This window comes from Janthinobacterium agaricidamnosum (genome assembly GCF_003667705.1).
GTDB lineage: Bacteria > Pseudomonadota > Gammaproteobacteria > Burkholderiales > Burkholderiaceae_D > Janthinobacterium.
In genome coordinates, this window is record NZ_CP033019.1 from 4,287,497 (window position 1) to 4,302,365 (window position 14,869).

The following is a 14,869-nucleotide window of genomic DNA, read 5'->3' on the forward strand; positions in this document are numbered from 1 at the left end:
TGAGTCTTAGTCGCCTTGGTAAAGCGCCAGGCCACCACTGTAATTGCCAAATTTGGTGTACTGCCCCATGAAGGTGAGGCGGATGCTGCCGATTGGACCGTTACGTTGTTTGCCGATGATGATTTCGGCCGTCCCCTTGTCTGGCGAGTCGGGGTTATACACCTCGTCGCGGTAAATGAACAGGATCACGTCGGCATCCTGCTCAATAGCGCCCGATTCGCGCAAGTCGGACATCACGGGACGCTTGTTCGGGCGTTGTTCCAGCGAGCGGTTCAACTGTGACAGCGCGATCACGGGGCAACCGAGTTCTTTCGCCAGGCCTTTCAAGCCACGCGAAATCTCGGAAATCTCCGTGGCGCGGTTGTCGCCCGGCGTATTGGCCGACATCAGTTGCAAGTAATCGACGATGATCAGGCCCAGCTTGCCGCACTGGCGCGACAAACGGCGCGAACGGGCGCGCAATTCGATGGAATTGAGCGCCGGCGTTTCATCGATGTACAACTGCGCGTCGTTCATCTTCTGGATTGCATTCGTCAGGCGCGGCCAGTCTTCGTCGTTCAGGCGGCCCGTGCGCAGGCGGTGCTGGTCCAGCTGTCCGACGGAGCCGAGCATACGCATGGCCAGCTGGGCGCCGCCCATCTCCATCGAGAACACGGCCACGGGCAAGCCGCTGTCGATGGCCACGTTTTCGCCGATGTTGACGGAAAACGCCGTCTTGCCCATCGACGGACGGCCCGCCACGATCACCAGGTCGCCCGGCTGCAGACCCGAGGTCATGCGGTCGAGGTCGATGAAACCGGTGGGCACGCCCGTGATTTCACTCTGGTTGTCGCGGCTGTACAGTTCGTCGATGCGCTCGACCACCTGCGTCAGCAGGGGCTGGATGGCGGTCCAGCCCTGGGCGCCGCGCGCGCCTTCTTCGGCGATGGCGAAAATCTTCGATTCGGCCTCGTCAAGCATCTGCTTGACTTCCTTGCCTTGCGGGCTGAAGGCCGTGCCGGAGATATCGTCGGCGACGGTAATGAGCTTGCGCAGCACGCCGCGGTCGCGCACGATCTCGGCATAGCGCCGGATGTTCGCGGCCGATGGCGTGTTTTGCGCCATGGCGTTCAGGTAAGCGAGTCCGCCCACGTCATCGGCCTTGCCGAGCTGGGTCAGGGTTTCAAAAACAGTAATGACATCGGCTGGCTTGGAAGCGTTAACCATCTTGACGATTTGCTCGAAGATGATGCGATGGTCATAGCGATAGAAATCCTCCGCATGCATGAAGTCGGCGATGCGGTCATAGGCGGCATTGTCGCGCAGCAGACCACCGATAACGGATTGTTCTGCTTCGATCGAATGCGGCGGAATACGGAGGGAATCCAGTTGCGGATCAGAGGGGGCGTTCATGGCGCGAATTATACCCGCTTCGGCGTGCCGGCAAAAATAAAGGGCTGAAAATGAGCGAAAAAAAGGCCACAAAAAAGCCGGGCGAACCCGGCTTTTCATAGTGCGGCAGCGCTTGCGGGCCAGGCCCGCAGACGATTACGCGTTCGCGTCTGGAACGACAGCGATAACAACTTCCACGACCACGTCGGTGTGCAGAGCAACCGAAACGTTGTGCTCGCCAACGATCTTCAGCGGGCCGGTAGGCATGCGGATTTGTGCTTTTTCAACAGCAAAACCTTGCTTGGTCAGCGCTTCAGCGATGTCGAAGTTGGTGACGGAACCGAACAGACGGCCATCGACGCCAGCTTTTTGAGCAACTTGAACGGTCAGGCCGCTCAGTTTTTCGCCCTGGGCTTGCGATGCGGCCAGTTTGGCGGCAGCAGCTTTTTCCAGTTCGGCGCGCTTGACTTCGAATTCAGCCACAGCGGTTGCCGTAGCACGACGTGCCAGGCGTTGCGGGATCAGGAAGTTACGTGCGTAACCGTCTTTGACTTTGACGACTTCGCCGAGGTTACCGACGTTTACAACTTTTTCTAACAGAATGATTTGCATAGTTCTTCTCCAGGAATATCTGACCGATTAAGCGTGGTGCAGATCGGTGTATGGCAGCAGCGCGAGGAAGCGAGCGCGCTTGATTGCGGTGTCGACTTGGCGCTGGTAGTGCGCTTTGGTACCGGTCAGGCGTGCTGGCATGATCTTGCCGTTTTCCTGGACGAAGTCTTTCAGCGTGTCGACGTCTTTGTAGTCGACTTGCTCAACGTGCGCTGCCGTGAAGCGGCAGAACTTCTTACGTTTGAACAAAGGGTTTTGCTGTTTGCGTTTTTCTTTAAGCTTGAGCTTATTTTTGTCGAACTTTTTACCGAATGCCATGTCAGGCTCCTGTATCTAAAATGCGCTAGTCAGAATTGACTGCACTAAAATCAATGATGTGAAACACCAAACTCTTGCTGTTGCGGCTCTTCCTGGCCAGGAAACCCGTGAACTGATACACCCCGCCCAAGCTTGCCTGACTGAACCGGCCTGAAATTTCGCCAGCGGCTAGCGCGGCAACATCAAACTCGGTCAAACGGGCAATCCCTGCTTCCATCTGCTGCGAACTGTGTTGCAATACTGCATTCACAATCGGCAGTCCTGCCGGGGTGTAGCGCAATATTTCGCGCTCGGCAATGATGGCGGTGACTTGTAGCTGGTTCAGCGCACGATCCTGGTCAAGAATTAAGCTGCTGCTGCGGCTGGAGCGGCTGCTGGTGCTTCGGTGCGGTGGCTTTTGGCCGCGTCTTCGCGTTGTACCGATTTCATCATCGGCGAAGGAGCTGTTTCAGCTTTCTTCATTTTAACGGTCAGGTGACGCAACACGGCATCATTGAATTTGAATGCTGTTTCCAACTCGACCAGGGTCTCGTTGTCGCATTCGATGTTCAGGCAGATGTAGTGTGCTTTAGGCAGCTTTTGGATCGAGTAAGCCATTTGACGGCGGCCCCAATCTTCCACGCGGTGAACCGAACCGCCGCGGGTGGTTACGCTGGCTTTGTAGCGTTCGATCATCGCGGGCACTTGCTCGCTTTGGTCCGGATGGACGATAAAGACTATTTCATAATGACGCATGCAAACTCCTTCAGGTCGGATTGATAATCGCCCACCCCGGCGTCAAGACGGGTGTGGGAAGGTCAGCCGAAGATTATAACCGCCTTTTGCAAACGTTTCAATCATTGCTTGCGCCAGCACCCGAAAAGCCCGCGGACCACCGTGCTTTTCGACCGGGAACAAGTATTTCTTGCGAAATTCGCCGAAAACACGGAAATCCCCTTGCATAGTGGGCGATACTGTACAAAAATACAGACTGTTCATATAGACAGCATTTTAGTATGCACCCACCGCTCATGATCAAGCTGACAGCACGACAAGAACAAATCCTGAACCTGATCAAGGACGCGATTGAAAACACGGGCTTTCCTCCCACCCGTGCCGAAATTGCCAATGAACTGGGTTTCAAATCGGCCAATGCGGCCGAGGAGCATTTGCAGGCCCTGGCCCGCAAGGGCGCGATCGAGATTTCGCCCGGCACCTCGCGCGGCATCCGCCTGATCGGCGCGGCAGCCGAAGCGCCGCCATCGAAAGTGCCGGCGGCACTGCTGATGTCGCTGCCCCTGATCGGCAGGGTGGCCGCCGGTTCGCCCATCCTTGCCCAGGAAAACCTGGAAGCGAGCTACAACGTGGACCCCGCCCTGTTTTCGGCCAAGCCCGACTTCCTGCTGAAGGTACGCGGCTGGTCCATGCGCGACGCCGGCATCATGGATGGCGATTTACTGGCCGTCAAAAAGGTCGACAGCGCCAAGAATGGCCAGATCGTCGTGGCCCGCATCGGCGACGAAGTCACGGTCAAGCGCTACAAGAAGACGGGTTCCGTCATCGAATTGCTGCCGGAAAACCCCGATTTCAAGGTCATCACCGTGTCGCCGGAAGATGAATTTGCCCTGGAAGGCTTGGCAGTCGGCTTGATGCGCAGCTGGCACTGATTGAGCGCGCCCTCATAAACCTACTGCGCAGCCCACTCTCGGGCATCCGTTGCTCGCTAGCTGGGCGCCCCCGTACAATGTACAGCTCCGCTACTCAACCCGATATTGGACTTGCTCGCTACGGTTTCTGAAGGCACGAAGACATTACCATTGAACGGCGAAAAACAAAGGGCCGCAACAGCATGACTGTTGCGGCCCTTTTCATTTGTCCGGCGACTTATACATCGAGTGCTTGGCGGAAATCCTCAAGCAGATCCACCTCATCCTCGATACCGACGGAGACGCGGATCAGCGATTCGGCGATGCCCATGCTGGCGCGGCGCTCGGCGCCCATCTCATAGAAGATCGTGTGGGCGACGGGAATGACGAGGGTACGCGTGTCGCCCAGGTTGCTCGCGGGAATAGCCAGATTCAAACGATTGAGGAAATCGAAGCAATCGATGCCATCCTTCAATTCAAAGCTGAACAGCGAACCATAGCTGCGGAACAGGTCGCTCGCCAAGGCGTGCTGCGGGTGCGACGGCAAGCCCGGGTAGTGCACGGCCGCCACTCTCGGGTCGGCCTGCAACATGGTGGCCAGCGCCAGGGCGTTCGAGCAGGTGCGGTCCATGCGCAAGGCCATGGTTTCCGCGCCGACGGCGATATGATGCGCAGCTTCCGGACCCAGCGAGGCGCCGAAGTCGCGCAAGGCCTTGGCACGGATCTGCGCGATGCCCCACTGCGCGGGCGCCGCCTTCTTGTAATTCTCGAAAATATTCGGATACTGCGTCCAGTCGAACACGCCCGTGTCCGTCAAGCTGCCGCCCAGCGCATTGCCGTGGCCGCCGATGGATTTCGTCAAGGCATTGACCACGAGGCCCGCGCCCACGGCTTTCGGGCGGAACAAATACGGCGTCGTCATCGTGTTGTCGACGATGTACAAGATGCCCTTTTCGCGGCACAGGTCACCGATTTTTTTCAGGTCGGCGATCTGCGTGCGCGGATTGGCGATGGTTTCCACGAACACGATGCGCGTGGCAGGCGTGATGGCGGCCGCCACGTTGGCCACCTCGGTGGCGTCGACGAAGGATACGGCGATGCCCTGCCCCGTCACCGTTTGCCACAGGCTGTTGGTGTTGCCAAACAAAAAGGCCGACGAGACGACATGGTCGCCCGCGCGCAGCAGCGACTGCACCACGGCGCCGATGGCGCCCATGCCGGTGGCGAAGCACAAGGTCGCCACGCCGTCTTCCATCTTGTTGACCTTGTCTTCCAGCGCGGACACGGTGGGGTTGCCCTGGCGGCCATAGCGGAAACCGGGTTCCTTGCCCTGGAATACGGAAGCGAGCTGGCGCGCATCGCCGTAGCCGAAGGCGACGGAGGTGTGCACGGGCTTGTGCAGCGAACCATGCTCGATGCCCTTGCGGCGGTCGTTATGCAGGATGGTGGTGGTAAAGCCGTAGTTTTTTTTATCGTTCATGATCGCGGAGCAAAAAAAGCCCGGCGCTAGCCGGGCAAGATAATTACGCTTCTGTCGTTGCCAGGTTCAGGTTCAGCTGGGAACGCGGCGTATCTTCGGGCGCTGCCGCCTTCGGATGGTGGCGCGCATATTCCAGGCGGTCCAGGTATTCCTGCGACACGTCGCCCGTCACGTAGACGCCGTCGAAGCACGAGGCCTCGAAGTTGGTCAGGGCCGGGTTGACGTCGGCGATCGCCTGCTTGAGCGCGCCGATATCCTGGTAGACCAGGTAATCGGCCGTGATTTCGCGGCACACTTCTTCCGTCGTGCGGCCGTAGGCGATCAGCTCGTCGCGCGTCGGCATGTCGATGCCGTACACGTTCGGATAGATGACCGGCGGCGCGGCCGAGGCGAAGATGACTTTTGTCGCGCCCGCTTCACGCGCCATCTGCACGATTTCACGGCTGGTGGTGCCGCGCACGATGGAATCGTCGACGAGCAAGACCACTTTATCCTTGAATTCGGACGGGATCGCGTTGAGCTTCTGGCGCACGGATTTCTTGCGCGCCGCCTGGCCCGGCATGATAAAAGTGCGGCCGATGTAGCGGTTCTTGATGAAGCCTTCGCGGTATTCGATGTTCAGCGCCATGGCCAGCTGGATGGCGGCCGGACGCGAGGAATCGGGAATCGGCATGACCACGTCGATATGCACGCCTGGCAATTCGGCGCGGATCTTCTCGGCCAGGTATTCGCCCATTTTCAGGCGCGTGGCGTACACGGAGGCGCCGTCGATGACGGAGTCGGGACGGGCCAGGTAGACGAATTCGAACACGCAGGGGTTCAGGCTGGCATTGTCGGCGCACTGGGCGCTGTGCAATTTCTTGTCGGCATCGATGAAGACGGCTTCGCCGGGACCGATGTCGCGCACGAAGCGGAAGCCCATGCCTTCCAGGGCCACGGATTCGGAAGCGATCAGGTATTCGGGACCCTGCTCCGTTTCATTGATGCCCAGGCACAGCGGGCGGATGCCGTGCGGGTCGCGGAAGGCCAGCAAGCCCACGCCGGCGATTTGCGCGACGGCGGCATAGCCGCCCTTGACGCGACGGTTCAGCACGGTCACGGCCTTGAAGATGGCTTCCGGGTCCAGGTTCAGGCCCGTCGTCGCTTCCTGGATTTCATGCGCCAGCACGTTGAGCAGCACTTCCGAATCGGAATCGGTATTGATGTGGCGGCGGTCGTTCTTGAACATTTCCAGCTTCAACTGTTCCCAGTTGGTCAGGTTGCCATTGTGCGCCAGGGTGATGCCGAACGGCGCATTCACATAGAACGGCTGTGCTTCCTCTTCGCTCGACGAACCGGCCGTCGGGTAGCGGCAATGGCCGATGCCCGTCGTGCCTTGCAGCGAACGCATGTTGCGCGTGCGGAAGACGTCTCGCACGAGGCCGTTGGCCTTGTGCATGGAAAACATACTGCTGTGATTGGTCGCAATCCCTGCCGCGTCCTGACCGCGATGTTGCAGGAGCAACAATGCATCATAGAGCAATTGATTGACAGGTTGATGGGAAACGACGCCGACGATGCCACACATGGTGTGCTCCTAAACTGTGCTACTGATTTTAAAAAAATTCAAAATTTCACATGCTGCGCGTAAGCGGCAGGCAGATAAGGCTTGATGGCGCGCGCGCCCTGTTCCGCGAGCGGACTGAGCAGCGCTTTTTTCCAGAATGGCTGCTGCGGTATGGAAGTCATGCCACACAAGATGACGGCGGTCAGCACGATCACAAGGCCCCGCGCCACGCCGAACAGGCTGCCCAGGGTGCGGTCGGCCAGACTCAGGCCCGTCACCTTGACGAGCGCGTCAACCGTCATGGACAGCAATCCCATCAAAATGCGCACGCCGATGAACAGCACCACGAAAGCCAGCAATAAACGGATTGCTTCGCCCGGCACGGCTTCCGGCAGAAATTTCGCCAGGGTGGCGCCATAGGCATTGGCAATGACGAACGCCACGATCCAGCTGACCAGGGACAGTATTTCCTTGACCAGGCCGCGCATCATGCTGATCAGCACGGAAGTCACCAGCACGAACAGCACCAGGTAATCGAAGATCGTCACGCGCATTCAGCCTTGCAACATCACGCCGGCACCAGCGAGCCGCCCAGGCCCAGCTTTTGCAACTTGGCGCGCGTCTTTTCCGCGTCTTCGCGGCTGCCGAACGGTCCCACGCGCACGCGGATGCGCTCGCCCGCCGGACTGGAGACTTTCTGCGTGTACGACTTGATGCCCGCATCGCGCAGCTTGTCCTGCAATTCATCGACCTTGTCCTGCGTCGCCAGCGCCGCCACCTGCACCACGAACTTGCCGCTGCCGGCGTCGTGGGCCTTGTCTTGCGCTTTTTCTTGCGGCTTGTCTTGCGGCTTGCCTTCCAGGATGGCCAGCGCGCGCGCGGCATCGTCGGCCGATTGCGCCGGCTTGGCAGGCTTGGCCTCAGGCTTGGCTTCGGGCTTTACTTCATGCTTCGGTTCAGGCTTGGGCTCGTGTTTCGGCTCCGGCTTGGCTTCATGCTTCGGCTCGGGTTTAGGTTCCGGTTTCGGCTCCACCTTGACAGGCTTCGGTTCGGGCTTGGGTTCGGGTTTCGGCTCCACATAGGCCGGCTTGACCGGTACAGGCTGGGCGGCGGCCAGCACGGGGGCCGGCGTCGGCTTGGCCGCAGGCGGCAGCGGCGCGTCGACGATTTCCTCGGACTGGTCCAGGCCATTCGATGCGGCCTGGACCGGAACGGCCGGCACAGGCGCCGGTGCAGGCGCCACCTTTTCCTTCGACGGAATGTCGATGGCGATATCGTTGAACGGTGCTTTCGGCTCCGAATCGAGCAGCATCGGCAAGCCGACGGCGACGCCCAGGGCCAGGGCGACGGCCCCGACCAGGCGGCGGCGTGCGCGCTTTTTTTCAGGCAAGACCGGATCCGGTGCTTTCTTGCCGCCACGGCGCGATCCGCCGCCACCCGAGGTGTTGGCGGCGCGCTTGCGGGTCGGCGACTGTGCTTCGCCAGGGACATAAAAGCCGCTGTCTTCGCCAGAGGATTCTTGCTTGTTTTTAAACAGTTTCGAGAACAAGCCCATGCGTGATTTTCAGTCGAGTGCGTTTCAGTGAAGTGAGGATTTTCGGGCCTTCATCACGCCTGCAACGGTGAGGAAAGAACCAAAGACCACAATTCTATCATTCTCACCGGCCCGGCTCATTGCATTTGCAAAAGCTTGTGCCGGATCATCGAAAATAGACACAGTATGTTCGCTGCTGTCGGGCTTATCTTCGAGCATGATCTGCACCTTGGCGGCCAGCTCGGAAGCCGTGGCCGCGCGCGGCGAAGGCAGGCCCGTCAGGCACCAGTGGTCAACGTGTTCACTCATCGCGGCCAGCACGCCATCGATATCCTTGTCGTGCATGGAACCGAATACGGCATAGGTGTACGGGTGGAAACCCATATTACCGAGGTTCTGGTTCAGCGCCGACGCAGCGTGGGGGTTGTGCGCCACGTCGAGGATCACGCTGGGGCGACCAGGCAAGACCTGGAAGCGGCCCGGCAGTTCCACCGTCACGAGGCCAGTGCGCACTTCCTGCGCGCCCACGGGCAGTTTCAGCTTCAGCACTTCCAGCGCGGCCAGCACGGCCGTCGCATTGAGGATCTGGTTGGCGCCGCGCAAGCTCGGGTAGGCCAGCGAATTGCGGCGCTGCTCGCGCCCGCCGTAGTTCCACTGCTGCTTGTCGCCCGAATAGTTGAAATCGCGGCCCATCAGCCACAGGTCGGCGCCGATGGCCTCGGCATGGTCGATCAACGATTGCGGCGGCACGGGGTCGCTGCAGATGGCCGCCTTGCCCGGACGGAAGATGCCCGCCTTTTCAAAGCCGATCGCTTCGCGCGTGTCGCCCAGGTAATCCGTGTGGTCGATATCGACGCTGGTGACGATGGCCACGTCCGCGTCGATCACGTTGACGGCATCCAGGCGCCCGCCCAGGCCCACTTCCAGGATGGCCACGTCCAGGTTGGCTTGCGACAGCAGATGCAAAATCGCCAAGGTGGTGAATTCGAAATAGGTGAGCGGCGTATCGCCGCGCACGGCTTCGACGGCCTGGAAGCTGGCGACGAGCTGCTCGTCGCTGGCCATCTCGCCCAGCACGCGCGCGCGCTCGTTAAAATCGAGGAAATGCGGCTTGATGTACAAGCCCACTTTGTAGCCGGCACGCAACAACACGGATTCCAGCATGGCGCAGGTGGAGCCCTTGCCATTCGTGCCCGCCACCATGATCACGGGGCAAGTAAAAGCGAGCTGCATGCGCGCCTTGACGGCTTGCACGCGGTCCAGGCCCATGTTGATCTGGGTTTCCGAATGGCGGGTTTCCAGCATGGCGAGCCAGTCCGGCAATGACGTAGGGAGGTTTTGCATGGGAGACTTCTTGAAGGATGCGATGCGCAAGGCGCAGAAGAGATATAACGAGGCAGGACGATGTAGGTCGGGTTAGGCCAAAGGCCGTAACCCGACGCCAGCGGTAAATTAAGCCAGCACTTCAACAGCCTGGTTTTGCAACAAGGCCAGCAGACGGGCAATTTCTTCGCGCATCTTGCGGCGGTCGACGATCATGTCGACGGCGCCCTTGGTGACGAGGAACTCGGCGCGCTGGAAGCCTTCCGGCAGTTTTTCGCGCACGGTGTTTTCAATCACGCGCGGGCCGGCAAAGCCGATCAGCGCTTTCGGTTCGGCAATGACCACGTCGCCCATGAAGGCGAACGAGGCGGACACGCCGCCCATGGTCGGGTCGGTCAGCACGCTGATGAATGGCAATTTCTTTTCCGACAGCTTGGTCAGCATGGCCGTGGTTTTCGCCATCTGCATCAGCGACAGCAAGCCTTCCTGCATGCGCGCGCCACCGGTGGCGGTGATGCAAATGAACGGCACTTTCTGTTCCAGCGCGATCTGCGCGCCGCGCACGAAGCGCTCGCCCACGACCGAGCCCATGGAGCCGCCCATGAATTCGAATTCGAAGCACGCCACGACTACTGGCAGGCTCATGATGGCGCCGCCCATGACGACCATCGCATCCGTCTCGCCCGTCGCTTCCATGGCGGACTTCAGGCGATCCGGGTATTTCTTGCTGTCTTTGAACTTCAGGGTATCGACGGGCAGGATTTCCTGGCCGATTTCATAGCGGCCGCCCGCGTCGAGCAGGCTGTCGAGGCGTTCACGCGCGCGGATGCGCATGTGATGGTCGCATTTCGGGCACACGTGCAAATTCGATTCCAGGTCCGTACGGTACAGCACGGCTTCGCACGACGGGCACTTGACCCACAGGCCTTCCGGCATGGTCTTGCGCGCGGCCGCATCAGAACGCTGGATGCGCGGTGGCAGCAGTTTTTCCAACCAACTCATATTTTCTCCTTGGGCCCTTGTAGGGGTAGCGTCGGTGGACGCCCCCGGCAGACGGTCAACGGCAACGCCCCGCGGGGCGCCACCAAAAATTTTATCTATTGCACAATAACAGGCAAATCAGTGGCCGAAGTGTAGCCGTTTATCGCCGGGCTGTCGAACTTTGCCGCCAACGCATCTTGCGTAAACGGCAAGCTTGCTCAGGCGTCCAGTGCGGCGCGGATGCCTGCCGTAAAGCTGCGCACGGCGTCGACGGCGCCACCTTCCGGGGCATTTTCAATTTCCTGGATGATGCGGCTGCCGATCACGACGGCATCGGCCACCTTGGCGACGGCCTTGGCCGTGGCGCCATCGCGGATGCCGAAGCCCACGCCGATGGGTAATTTTACATGCTGGCGGATGGCCGCGAGGCGCTCCGCCACCTGTTCCGTATCAATGTTGCCGGCGCCCGTGACGCCCTTGAGCGACACGTAATAGCTGAAACCGCCGCCAACCTTGGCCACTTGCGCGATGCGCTCTTCGGTCGAAGTGGGCGCCAGCAGGAAAATCAGGTCGAGGCCCGCTGCGCGCATGGCGGCGCCGAACTCCTCGCACTCTTCCGGCGGATAGTCGACGACGATGGCGCCATCGGCGCCGGCCGCTTGCGCTGCTGCAATGAAGGCGGCGCTGCCGATGCGCTCGATGGGATTGGCGTACCCCATCAGCACCACGGGCGTCGTCTGGTTCGTTTCACGGAACTGGCGCACGTAGCCGAACACGTCGTGGATGCCGACATTGAATTTCAAGGCCCGTTCGCAGGCGCGCTGGATGACGGGGCCTTCGGCCATGGGGTCGGAAAACGGCACGCCCAGCTCCAGAATGTCGGCGCCGCCCTCGACGAGCGCGTGCATCAGCGGCAAGGTGGCGTCAGGGCCGGGGTCGCCGGCGGTGATGAAGGTGACCAGGGCGGTCTTGTTGTTGGATTTTAATTGGGCGAAGGTAGTGGCGATACGGGACATGGTGAGCTTTCGTGGTGATGGATAGAGGAAGTAATTTCAACCCAGGAGCAAAGACCGGGGTCGGACCCTGAGGGTCCGACCCCAGCCGTTATTGGGGTCTCAGGAGAAATTGAGCCCCATGCGCTCCGCCACGGTATGCATGTCCTTGTCGCCACGGCCCGACAGGTTGGCCAGCACGATCTGGTCTTTCGGCAAGGTGGCCGCCAGCTTGGCCGCGTAGGCCAGCGCGTGCGACGATTCCAGGGCCGGGATGATGCCTTCGATATGGCAACAGTCGTGGAAAGCCTGCAGCGCCTCGTCATCGGTGATCGACACGTATTGCGCGCGGCCGGAATCTTTCAGCCACGCGTGTTCCGGACCCACGCCCGGATAGTCGAGGCCGGCCGAGACGGAATGCGTCTCGATGATCTGGCCGTTGTCATCCTGCAGCAGATAGGTGCGGTTGCCGTGCAGCACGCCCGGGAAGCCGGCCGTCAGCGAAGCCGAATGCTTGCCCGTGTCCAGCCCTTCACCAGCCGCTTCCACGCCGATCAGTTTGACCTCTTTCTGGTCGATATACGGGTAAAAGATGCCCATGGCGTTCGAGCCGCCGCCGATGCAGGCCAGCACGTAGTCGGGCTGGCGGCCCGTCATTTCCGGCATCTGCACCAGACATTCCTCGCCGATCACGGACTGGAAGTCGCGCACCATCATCGGGTAAGGATGGGGGCCGGCCACGGTGCCGATAATATAAAAGGTATTCTCGATGTTGGTGACCCAATCGCGCATGGCTTCGTTCAGCGCATCCTTGAGGGTCTTCGAACCCGATTCGACGGGCACGACGGTCGCGCCCAGCAATTTCATGCGGTACACGTTCTGCGCCTGGCGCTTGACGTCTTCGCTGCCCATGTAGACCACGCATTCGAGGCCGAAGCGCGCGCAGATGGTGGCCGTGGCCACACCGTGCTGGCCGGCGCCCGTCTCGGCGATGATGCGCGGCTTGCCCATGCGCTTGGCCAGCAGGGCCTGGCCGATCACGTTGTTGATCTTGTGCGCGCCCGTGTGGTTCAAGTCTTCGCGCTTGAAGTAGATTTGCGCGCCGCCCGCCATCTCGGACCAGCGCTTGGCGTGGTATATGGGCGAGGGACGGCCGACGAAGTGTTTCAGCTCGTAGCGGAATTCTTCGAGGAATTCCGGGTCCGCGCTGTAGCGCGCATAGGCGTCTTTCAGTTCGGCCAGTGCATGCGTGAGCGTTTCGGCAACGAAGGAGCCGCCGTACGGGCCGAAGTGGCCGCGCAGGTCGGGAAACGGGTAATCGGTAGCGTGGAACAATGCGGCGGCTGCGCCGGGCGAGTTGGTGTGGTCATTCATGGTGGTTTCCTCTGGCAATGATGGCATCGGCATCCCCCACCGCGGCGATGAACGCGCGGACTCGGGATGCGTCCTTGATGCCCTTGGACGCTTCGACACCACTGCTGATGTCGACGGCGTAAGGGCGCACGCGCACCACTGCGTCAGTCGCGTTTTGTACGCTCAAGCCACCACTTAAAACGACCCGAGGCGCGAGTTCTTCTGGAATGAGGGACCAATCGAATACCTTTCCTGCACCGCCGTAGGCATCCACATAGGTATCGAGCAAGAGGCTCGAAAACAAGGGGCTGGCGGCGCGATAGCGCTGTTCGTATTCTAGCAAATCTTCAAAGCGGGTGTCGGGTTTGACGCGGAACACTTGCGTAAACGGCGTATTCACGGCGCCGGCGAGCGCCGCGCTGTGTTCGGGCGTCTCGTCGCCATGAAATTGCAGCAGAGATAAAGGCGCCACGGCCCTGGTGGCCCGCACCTCCTCCACGGTGGCATTGACGAACAGGCCCACCGTCGTCACGTAGGGCGGCATGGCGGCGATCAGGCTGGCGGCCTGCCCGGGCGTCACGTAACGGGGGCTTTTCGGATAAAACACGAAACCGATGGCGTCGGCGCCCGCCGCCACGACAGCCTGGATGTCTTCGACGCGGGTCAGGCCGCAGATCTTGATGCGTGTGCGTGGCATGGCTATCCTTTATTGATGCAGATCAAAACCAGGGCAAGGCGCTGCTGCTGTCTTGCGGCAAGGCCCATTTCGGATCGTAATCGATCTGTGCCAGGTACAGGCCGTCCGGCATGAAGGTGGGCGCCGCCGCGTGGCGGTCCTTACTTTCCAGCAAATGCCCGAGCCAGTCGGGCTTTTCTCGTCCCGTGCCGATGTAGACGAGCGAACCGACCAGGTTGCGCACCATGTGGTGCAGGAAGGCATTGGCCGTAATCGTAAAAATCACGCAATCGCCGCGCCGCTCGATACGGATGTCATGCATCAGCTTGACGGGCGACTTGGCCTGGCATTGCGCGGCGCGAAACGCCGTGAAATCGTGCCAGCCCAAGAGCGGCTGCACGGCCTGGCGCATCAGTTCCACGTCCAGCGGACGGAAAAAGAAACCGGCGCGCCCCTCCACCAGCGGCGAACGGGTGGCGTTGTTGTACAACACATAATGATAGGTGCGCGCGCGGGCGCTGAAACGGGCGTGGAAGTAGTCATTGACCGTCGGATCGCCGTCAAGTTCCTTGGCCCAGCGCACGGCGATCGATTTGGGCAGGAAGGCGTTGACGCCGCGTACCCACGAGTGCACGTCGCGGTTCAGTTCCGTATCGAAATGCACGACTTGCTCAAGCGCATGCACGCCCGTATCCGTGCGGCCGGCGCAAGTGGTGGCCAGGCGCACGCGGGCAAACTGTTCCAGCGCGTTTTCCAGCTGGTCCTGCACCGTCTGCCCGTCTTCCTGTTTCTGGTATCCATGCCAGGCCGTGCCGTCGTACTGCAGGCCGAGGACGATACGCTTCAATGGCGTTGCTGTCGTAATATTTTGCATCGAAGCATTATACCGGCGCAAAGGCGGCCCCGCCTCCCGACGACACCAGCGCCTGAGACGGCGTTCAGGGCCAGGCGCATGGTCGAAGACAGTACGAATAGTACGGCGAGGCCGTGCAACGCAGCCATGGACGTCGTATCTGGTGCTGGAAAGCGAACGAGACGGCATTCAGGGCCAGGCGCAT

At 60.6% G+C, this 14,869-nt stretch carries 17 protein-coding genes; 1 reads left to right on the forward strand and 16 read right to left on the reverse strand.

The genetic code is table 11. The features are described from left to right. Window positions 1–6 precede the first annotated feature (6 nt). From D9M09_RS19405 to D9M09_RS29160, 6 genes are all read right to left on the reverse strand, one after another. A complete protein-coding gene (locus tag D9M09_RS19405) occupies window positions 7–1,392 on the reverse strand; it encodes a replicative DNA helicase (protein ID WP_034750488.1) in 1,386 nt (461 codons plus the stop codon). Window positions 1,393–1,527: 135 nt separating this feature from the next. Then, window positions 1,528–1,983 carry a 50S ribosomal protein L9 gene (rplI, locus tag D9M09_RS19410; protein WP_034783456.1) on the reverse strand — a complete coding sequence of 152 codons (456 nt, stop codon included), beginning with the start codon at window positions 1,981–1,983 and terminating at the stop codon, window positions 1,528–1,530. A gap of 27 nt (window positions 1,984–2,010) precedes the next feature. Then, window positions 2,011–2,301, reverse strand: coding sequence for a 30S ribosomal protein S18 (rpsR, locus tag D9M09_RS19415; RefSeq protein WP_010400024.1), 291 nt, complete (start codon window positions 2,299–2,301; stop codon window positions 2,011–2,013). 25 nt (window positions 2,302–2,326) lie between these two features. After that, entirely contained in the window at window positions 2,327–2,626 is a 300-nt protein-coding gene (priB, locus tag D9M09_RS19420) for a primosomal replication protein N (protein ID WP_034783455.1), read from the reverse strand. 20 nt (window positions 2,627–2,646) lie between these two features. Further along, window positions 2,647–3,036 (reverse strand): 30S ribosomal protein S6, encoded by a 390-nt coding sequence (rpsF, locus tag D9M09_RS19425; protein WP_034750499.1) that lies wholly within the window; start codon window positions 3,034–3,036, stop codon window positions 2,647–2,649. A 42-nt stretch (window positions 3,037–3,078) separates the two neighbouring features. Beyond that, window positions 3,079–3,279 (reverse strand): hypothetical protein, encoded by a 201-nt coding sequence (locus D9M09_RS29160; RefSeq protein ID WP_139143063.1) that lies wholly within the window; start codon window positions 3,277–3,279, stop codon window positions 3,079–3,081. A 32-nt stretch (window positions 3,280–3,311) separates the two neighbouring features. On the opposite strand from D9M09_RS29160, the gene lexA reads away from it, so the two are divergent. Beyond that, on the forward strand, window positions 3,312–3,947 hold the full coding sequence (gene lexA, locus D9M09_RS19430) for a transcriptional repressor LexA (protein ID WP_034750502.1): 636 nt from the start codon (window positions 3,312–3,314) through the stop codon (window positions 3,945–3,947). 217 nt (window positions 3,948–4,164) lie between these two features. Here the strand turns inward: lexA and D9M09_RS19435 are convergent, their stop codons facing one another. The 10 genes from D9M09_RS19435 to truA all read right to left on the reverse strand — a co-directional run bounded on the left by D9M09_RS19435 (window position 4,165) and on the right by truA (window position 14,658). Next, window positions 4,165–5,406 carry a cystathionine gamma-synthase family protein gene (locus tag D9M09_RS19435; protein WP_070290538.1) on the reverse strand — a complete coding sequence of 414 codons (1,242 nt, stop codon included), beginning with the start codon at window positions 5,404–5,406 and terminating at the stop codon, window positions 4,165–4,167. A 43-nt stretch (window positions 5,407–5,449) separates the two neighbouring features. Next, on the reverse strand, window positions 5,450–6,973 hold the full coding sequence (purF, locus tag D9M09_RS19440; RefSeq protein ID WP_034750508.1) for an amidophosphoribosyltransferase: 1,524 nt from the start codon (window positions 6,971–6,973) through the stop codon (window positions 5,450–5,452). 38 nt (window positions 6,974–7,011) lie between these two features. After that, window positions 7,012–7,500 (reverse strand): CvpA family protein, encoded by a 489-nt coding sequence (locus tag D9M09_RS19445; protein ID WP_121671157.1) that lies wholly within the window; start codon window positions 7,498–7,500, stop codon window positions 7,012–7,014. Window positions 7,501–7,520: 20 nt separating this feature from the next. After that, window positions 7,521–8,507: an SPOR domain-containing protein gene (locus D9M09_RS19450; RefSeq protein WP_121670169.1), complete on the reverse strand. Its 987-nt coding sequence runs from the start codon at window positions 8,505–8,507 to the stop codon at window positions 7,521–7,523. Between the two features lie 24 nt (window positions 8,508–8,531). Next, entirely contained in the window at window positions 8,532–9,830 is a 1,299-nt protein-coding gene (gene folC / locus D9M09_RS19455) for a bifunctional tetrahydrofolate synthase/dihydrofolate synthase (protein WP_070290537.1), read from the reverse strand. Between the two features lie 108 nt (window positions 9,831–9,938). Beyond that, window positions 9,939–10,811, reverse strand: coding sequence for an acetyl-CoA carboxylase, carboxyltransferase subunit beta (accD, locus tag D9M09_RS19460; protein ID WP_010400390.1), 873 nt, complete (start codon window positions 10,809–10,811; stop codon window positions 9,939–9,941). Window positions 10,812–11,008: 197 nt separating this feature from the next. Beyond that, a complete protein-coding gene (gene trpA, locus D9M09_RS19465; protein ID WP_121670170.1) occupies window positions 11,009–11,806 on the reverse strand; it encodes a tryptophan synthase subunit alpha in 798 nt (265 codons plus the stop codon). Window positions 11,807–11,905: 99 nt separating this feature from the next. Continuing rightward, window positions 11,906–13,156: a tryptophan synthase subunit beta gene (gene trpB, locus D9M09_RS19470; protein WP_121670171.1), complete on the reverse strand. Its 1,251-nt coding sequence runs from the start codon at window positions 13,154–13,156 to the stop codon at window positions 11,906–11,908. After that, the gene (locus tag D9M09_RS19475) at window positions 13,149–13,832 is read right to left on the reverse strand and encodes a phosphoribosylanthranilate isomerase (protein WP_121670172.1); all 684 of its coding nucleotides are present in this window, start codon (window positions 13,830–13,832) and stop codon (window positions 13,149–13,151) included. The genes trpB and D9M09_RS19475 overlap by 8 nt, the downstream gene beginning before the upstream one ends. A 22-nt stretch (window positions 13,833–13,854) precedes the next feature. Continuing rightward, complete coding sequence (gene truA / locus D9M09_RS19480) at window positions 13,855–14,658, reverse strand: tRNA pseudouridine(38-40) synthase TruA (RefSeq protein ID WP_121670173.1); 804 nt, start codon at window positions 14,656–14,658, stop codon at window positions 13,855–13,857. Window positions 14,659–14,869: the final 211 nt, after the last annotated feature.

Excerpts from the sequence above, each read along its gene's own strand:
- D9M09_RS29160 (WP_139143063.1), bottom strand. The coding sequence starts at position 3,279 with ATGAACAGTCTGTATTTTTGTACAGTATCGCCCACTATGCAAGGGGAT.
- rpsF (WP_034750499.1), bottom strand. The coding sequence starts at position 3,036 with ATGCGTCATTATGAAATAGTCTTTATCGTCCATCCGGACCAAAGCGAG.
- D9M09_RS19450 (WP_121670169.1), bottom strand. The coding sequence starts at position 8,507 with ATGGGCTTGTTCTCGAAACTGTTTAAAAACAAGCAAGAATCCTCTGGC.
- folC (WP_070290537.1), bottom strand. The coding sequence starts at position 9,830 with ATGCAAAACCTCCCTACGTCATTGCCGGACTGGCTCGCCATGCTGGAA.
- D9M09_RS19475 (WP_121670172.1), bottom strand. The coding sequence starts at position 13,832 with ATGCCACGCACACGCATCAAGATCTGCGGCCTGACCCGCGTCGAAGAC.
- D9M09_RS19405 (WP_034750488.1), bottom strand. The coding sequence starts at position 1,392 with ATGAACGCCCCCTCTGATCCGCAACTGGATTCCCTCCGTATTCCGCCG.
- purF (WP_034750508.1), bottom strand. The coding sequence starts at position 6,973 with ATGTGTGGCATCGTCGGCGTCGTTTCCCATCAACCTGTCAATCAATTG.
- trpB (WP_121670171.1), bottom strand. The coding sequence starts at position 13,156 with ATGAATGACCACACCAACTCGCCCGGCGCAGCCGCCGCATTGTTCCAC.
- rpsR (WP_010400024.1), bottom strand. The coding sequence starts at position 2,301 with ATGGCATTCGGTAAAAAGTTCGACAAAAATAAGCTCAAGCTTAAAGAA.
- D9M09_RS19435 (WP_070290538.1), bottom strand. The coding sequence starts at position 5,406 with ATGAACGATAAAAAAAACTACGGCTTTACCACCACCATCCTGCATAAC.
- accD (WP_010400390.1), bottom strand. The coding sequence starts at position 10,811 with ATGAGTTGGTTGGAAAAACTGCTGCCACCGCGCATCCAGCGTTCTGAT.
- trpA (WP_121670170.1), bottom strand. The coding sequence starts at position 11,806 with ATGTCCCGTATCGCCACTACCTTCGCCCAATTAAAATCCAACAACAAG.
- rplI (WP_034783456.1), bottom strand. The coding sequence starts at position 1,983 with ATGCAAATCATTCTGTTAGAAAAAGTTGTAAACGTCGGTAACCTCGGC.
- lexA (WP_034750502.1), top strand. The coding sequence starts at position 3,312 with ATGATCAAGCTGACAGCACGACAAGAACAAATCCTGAACCTGATCAAG.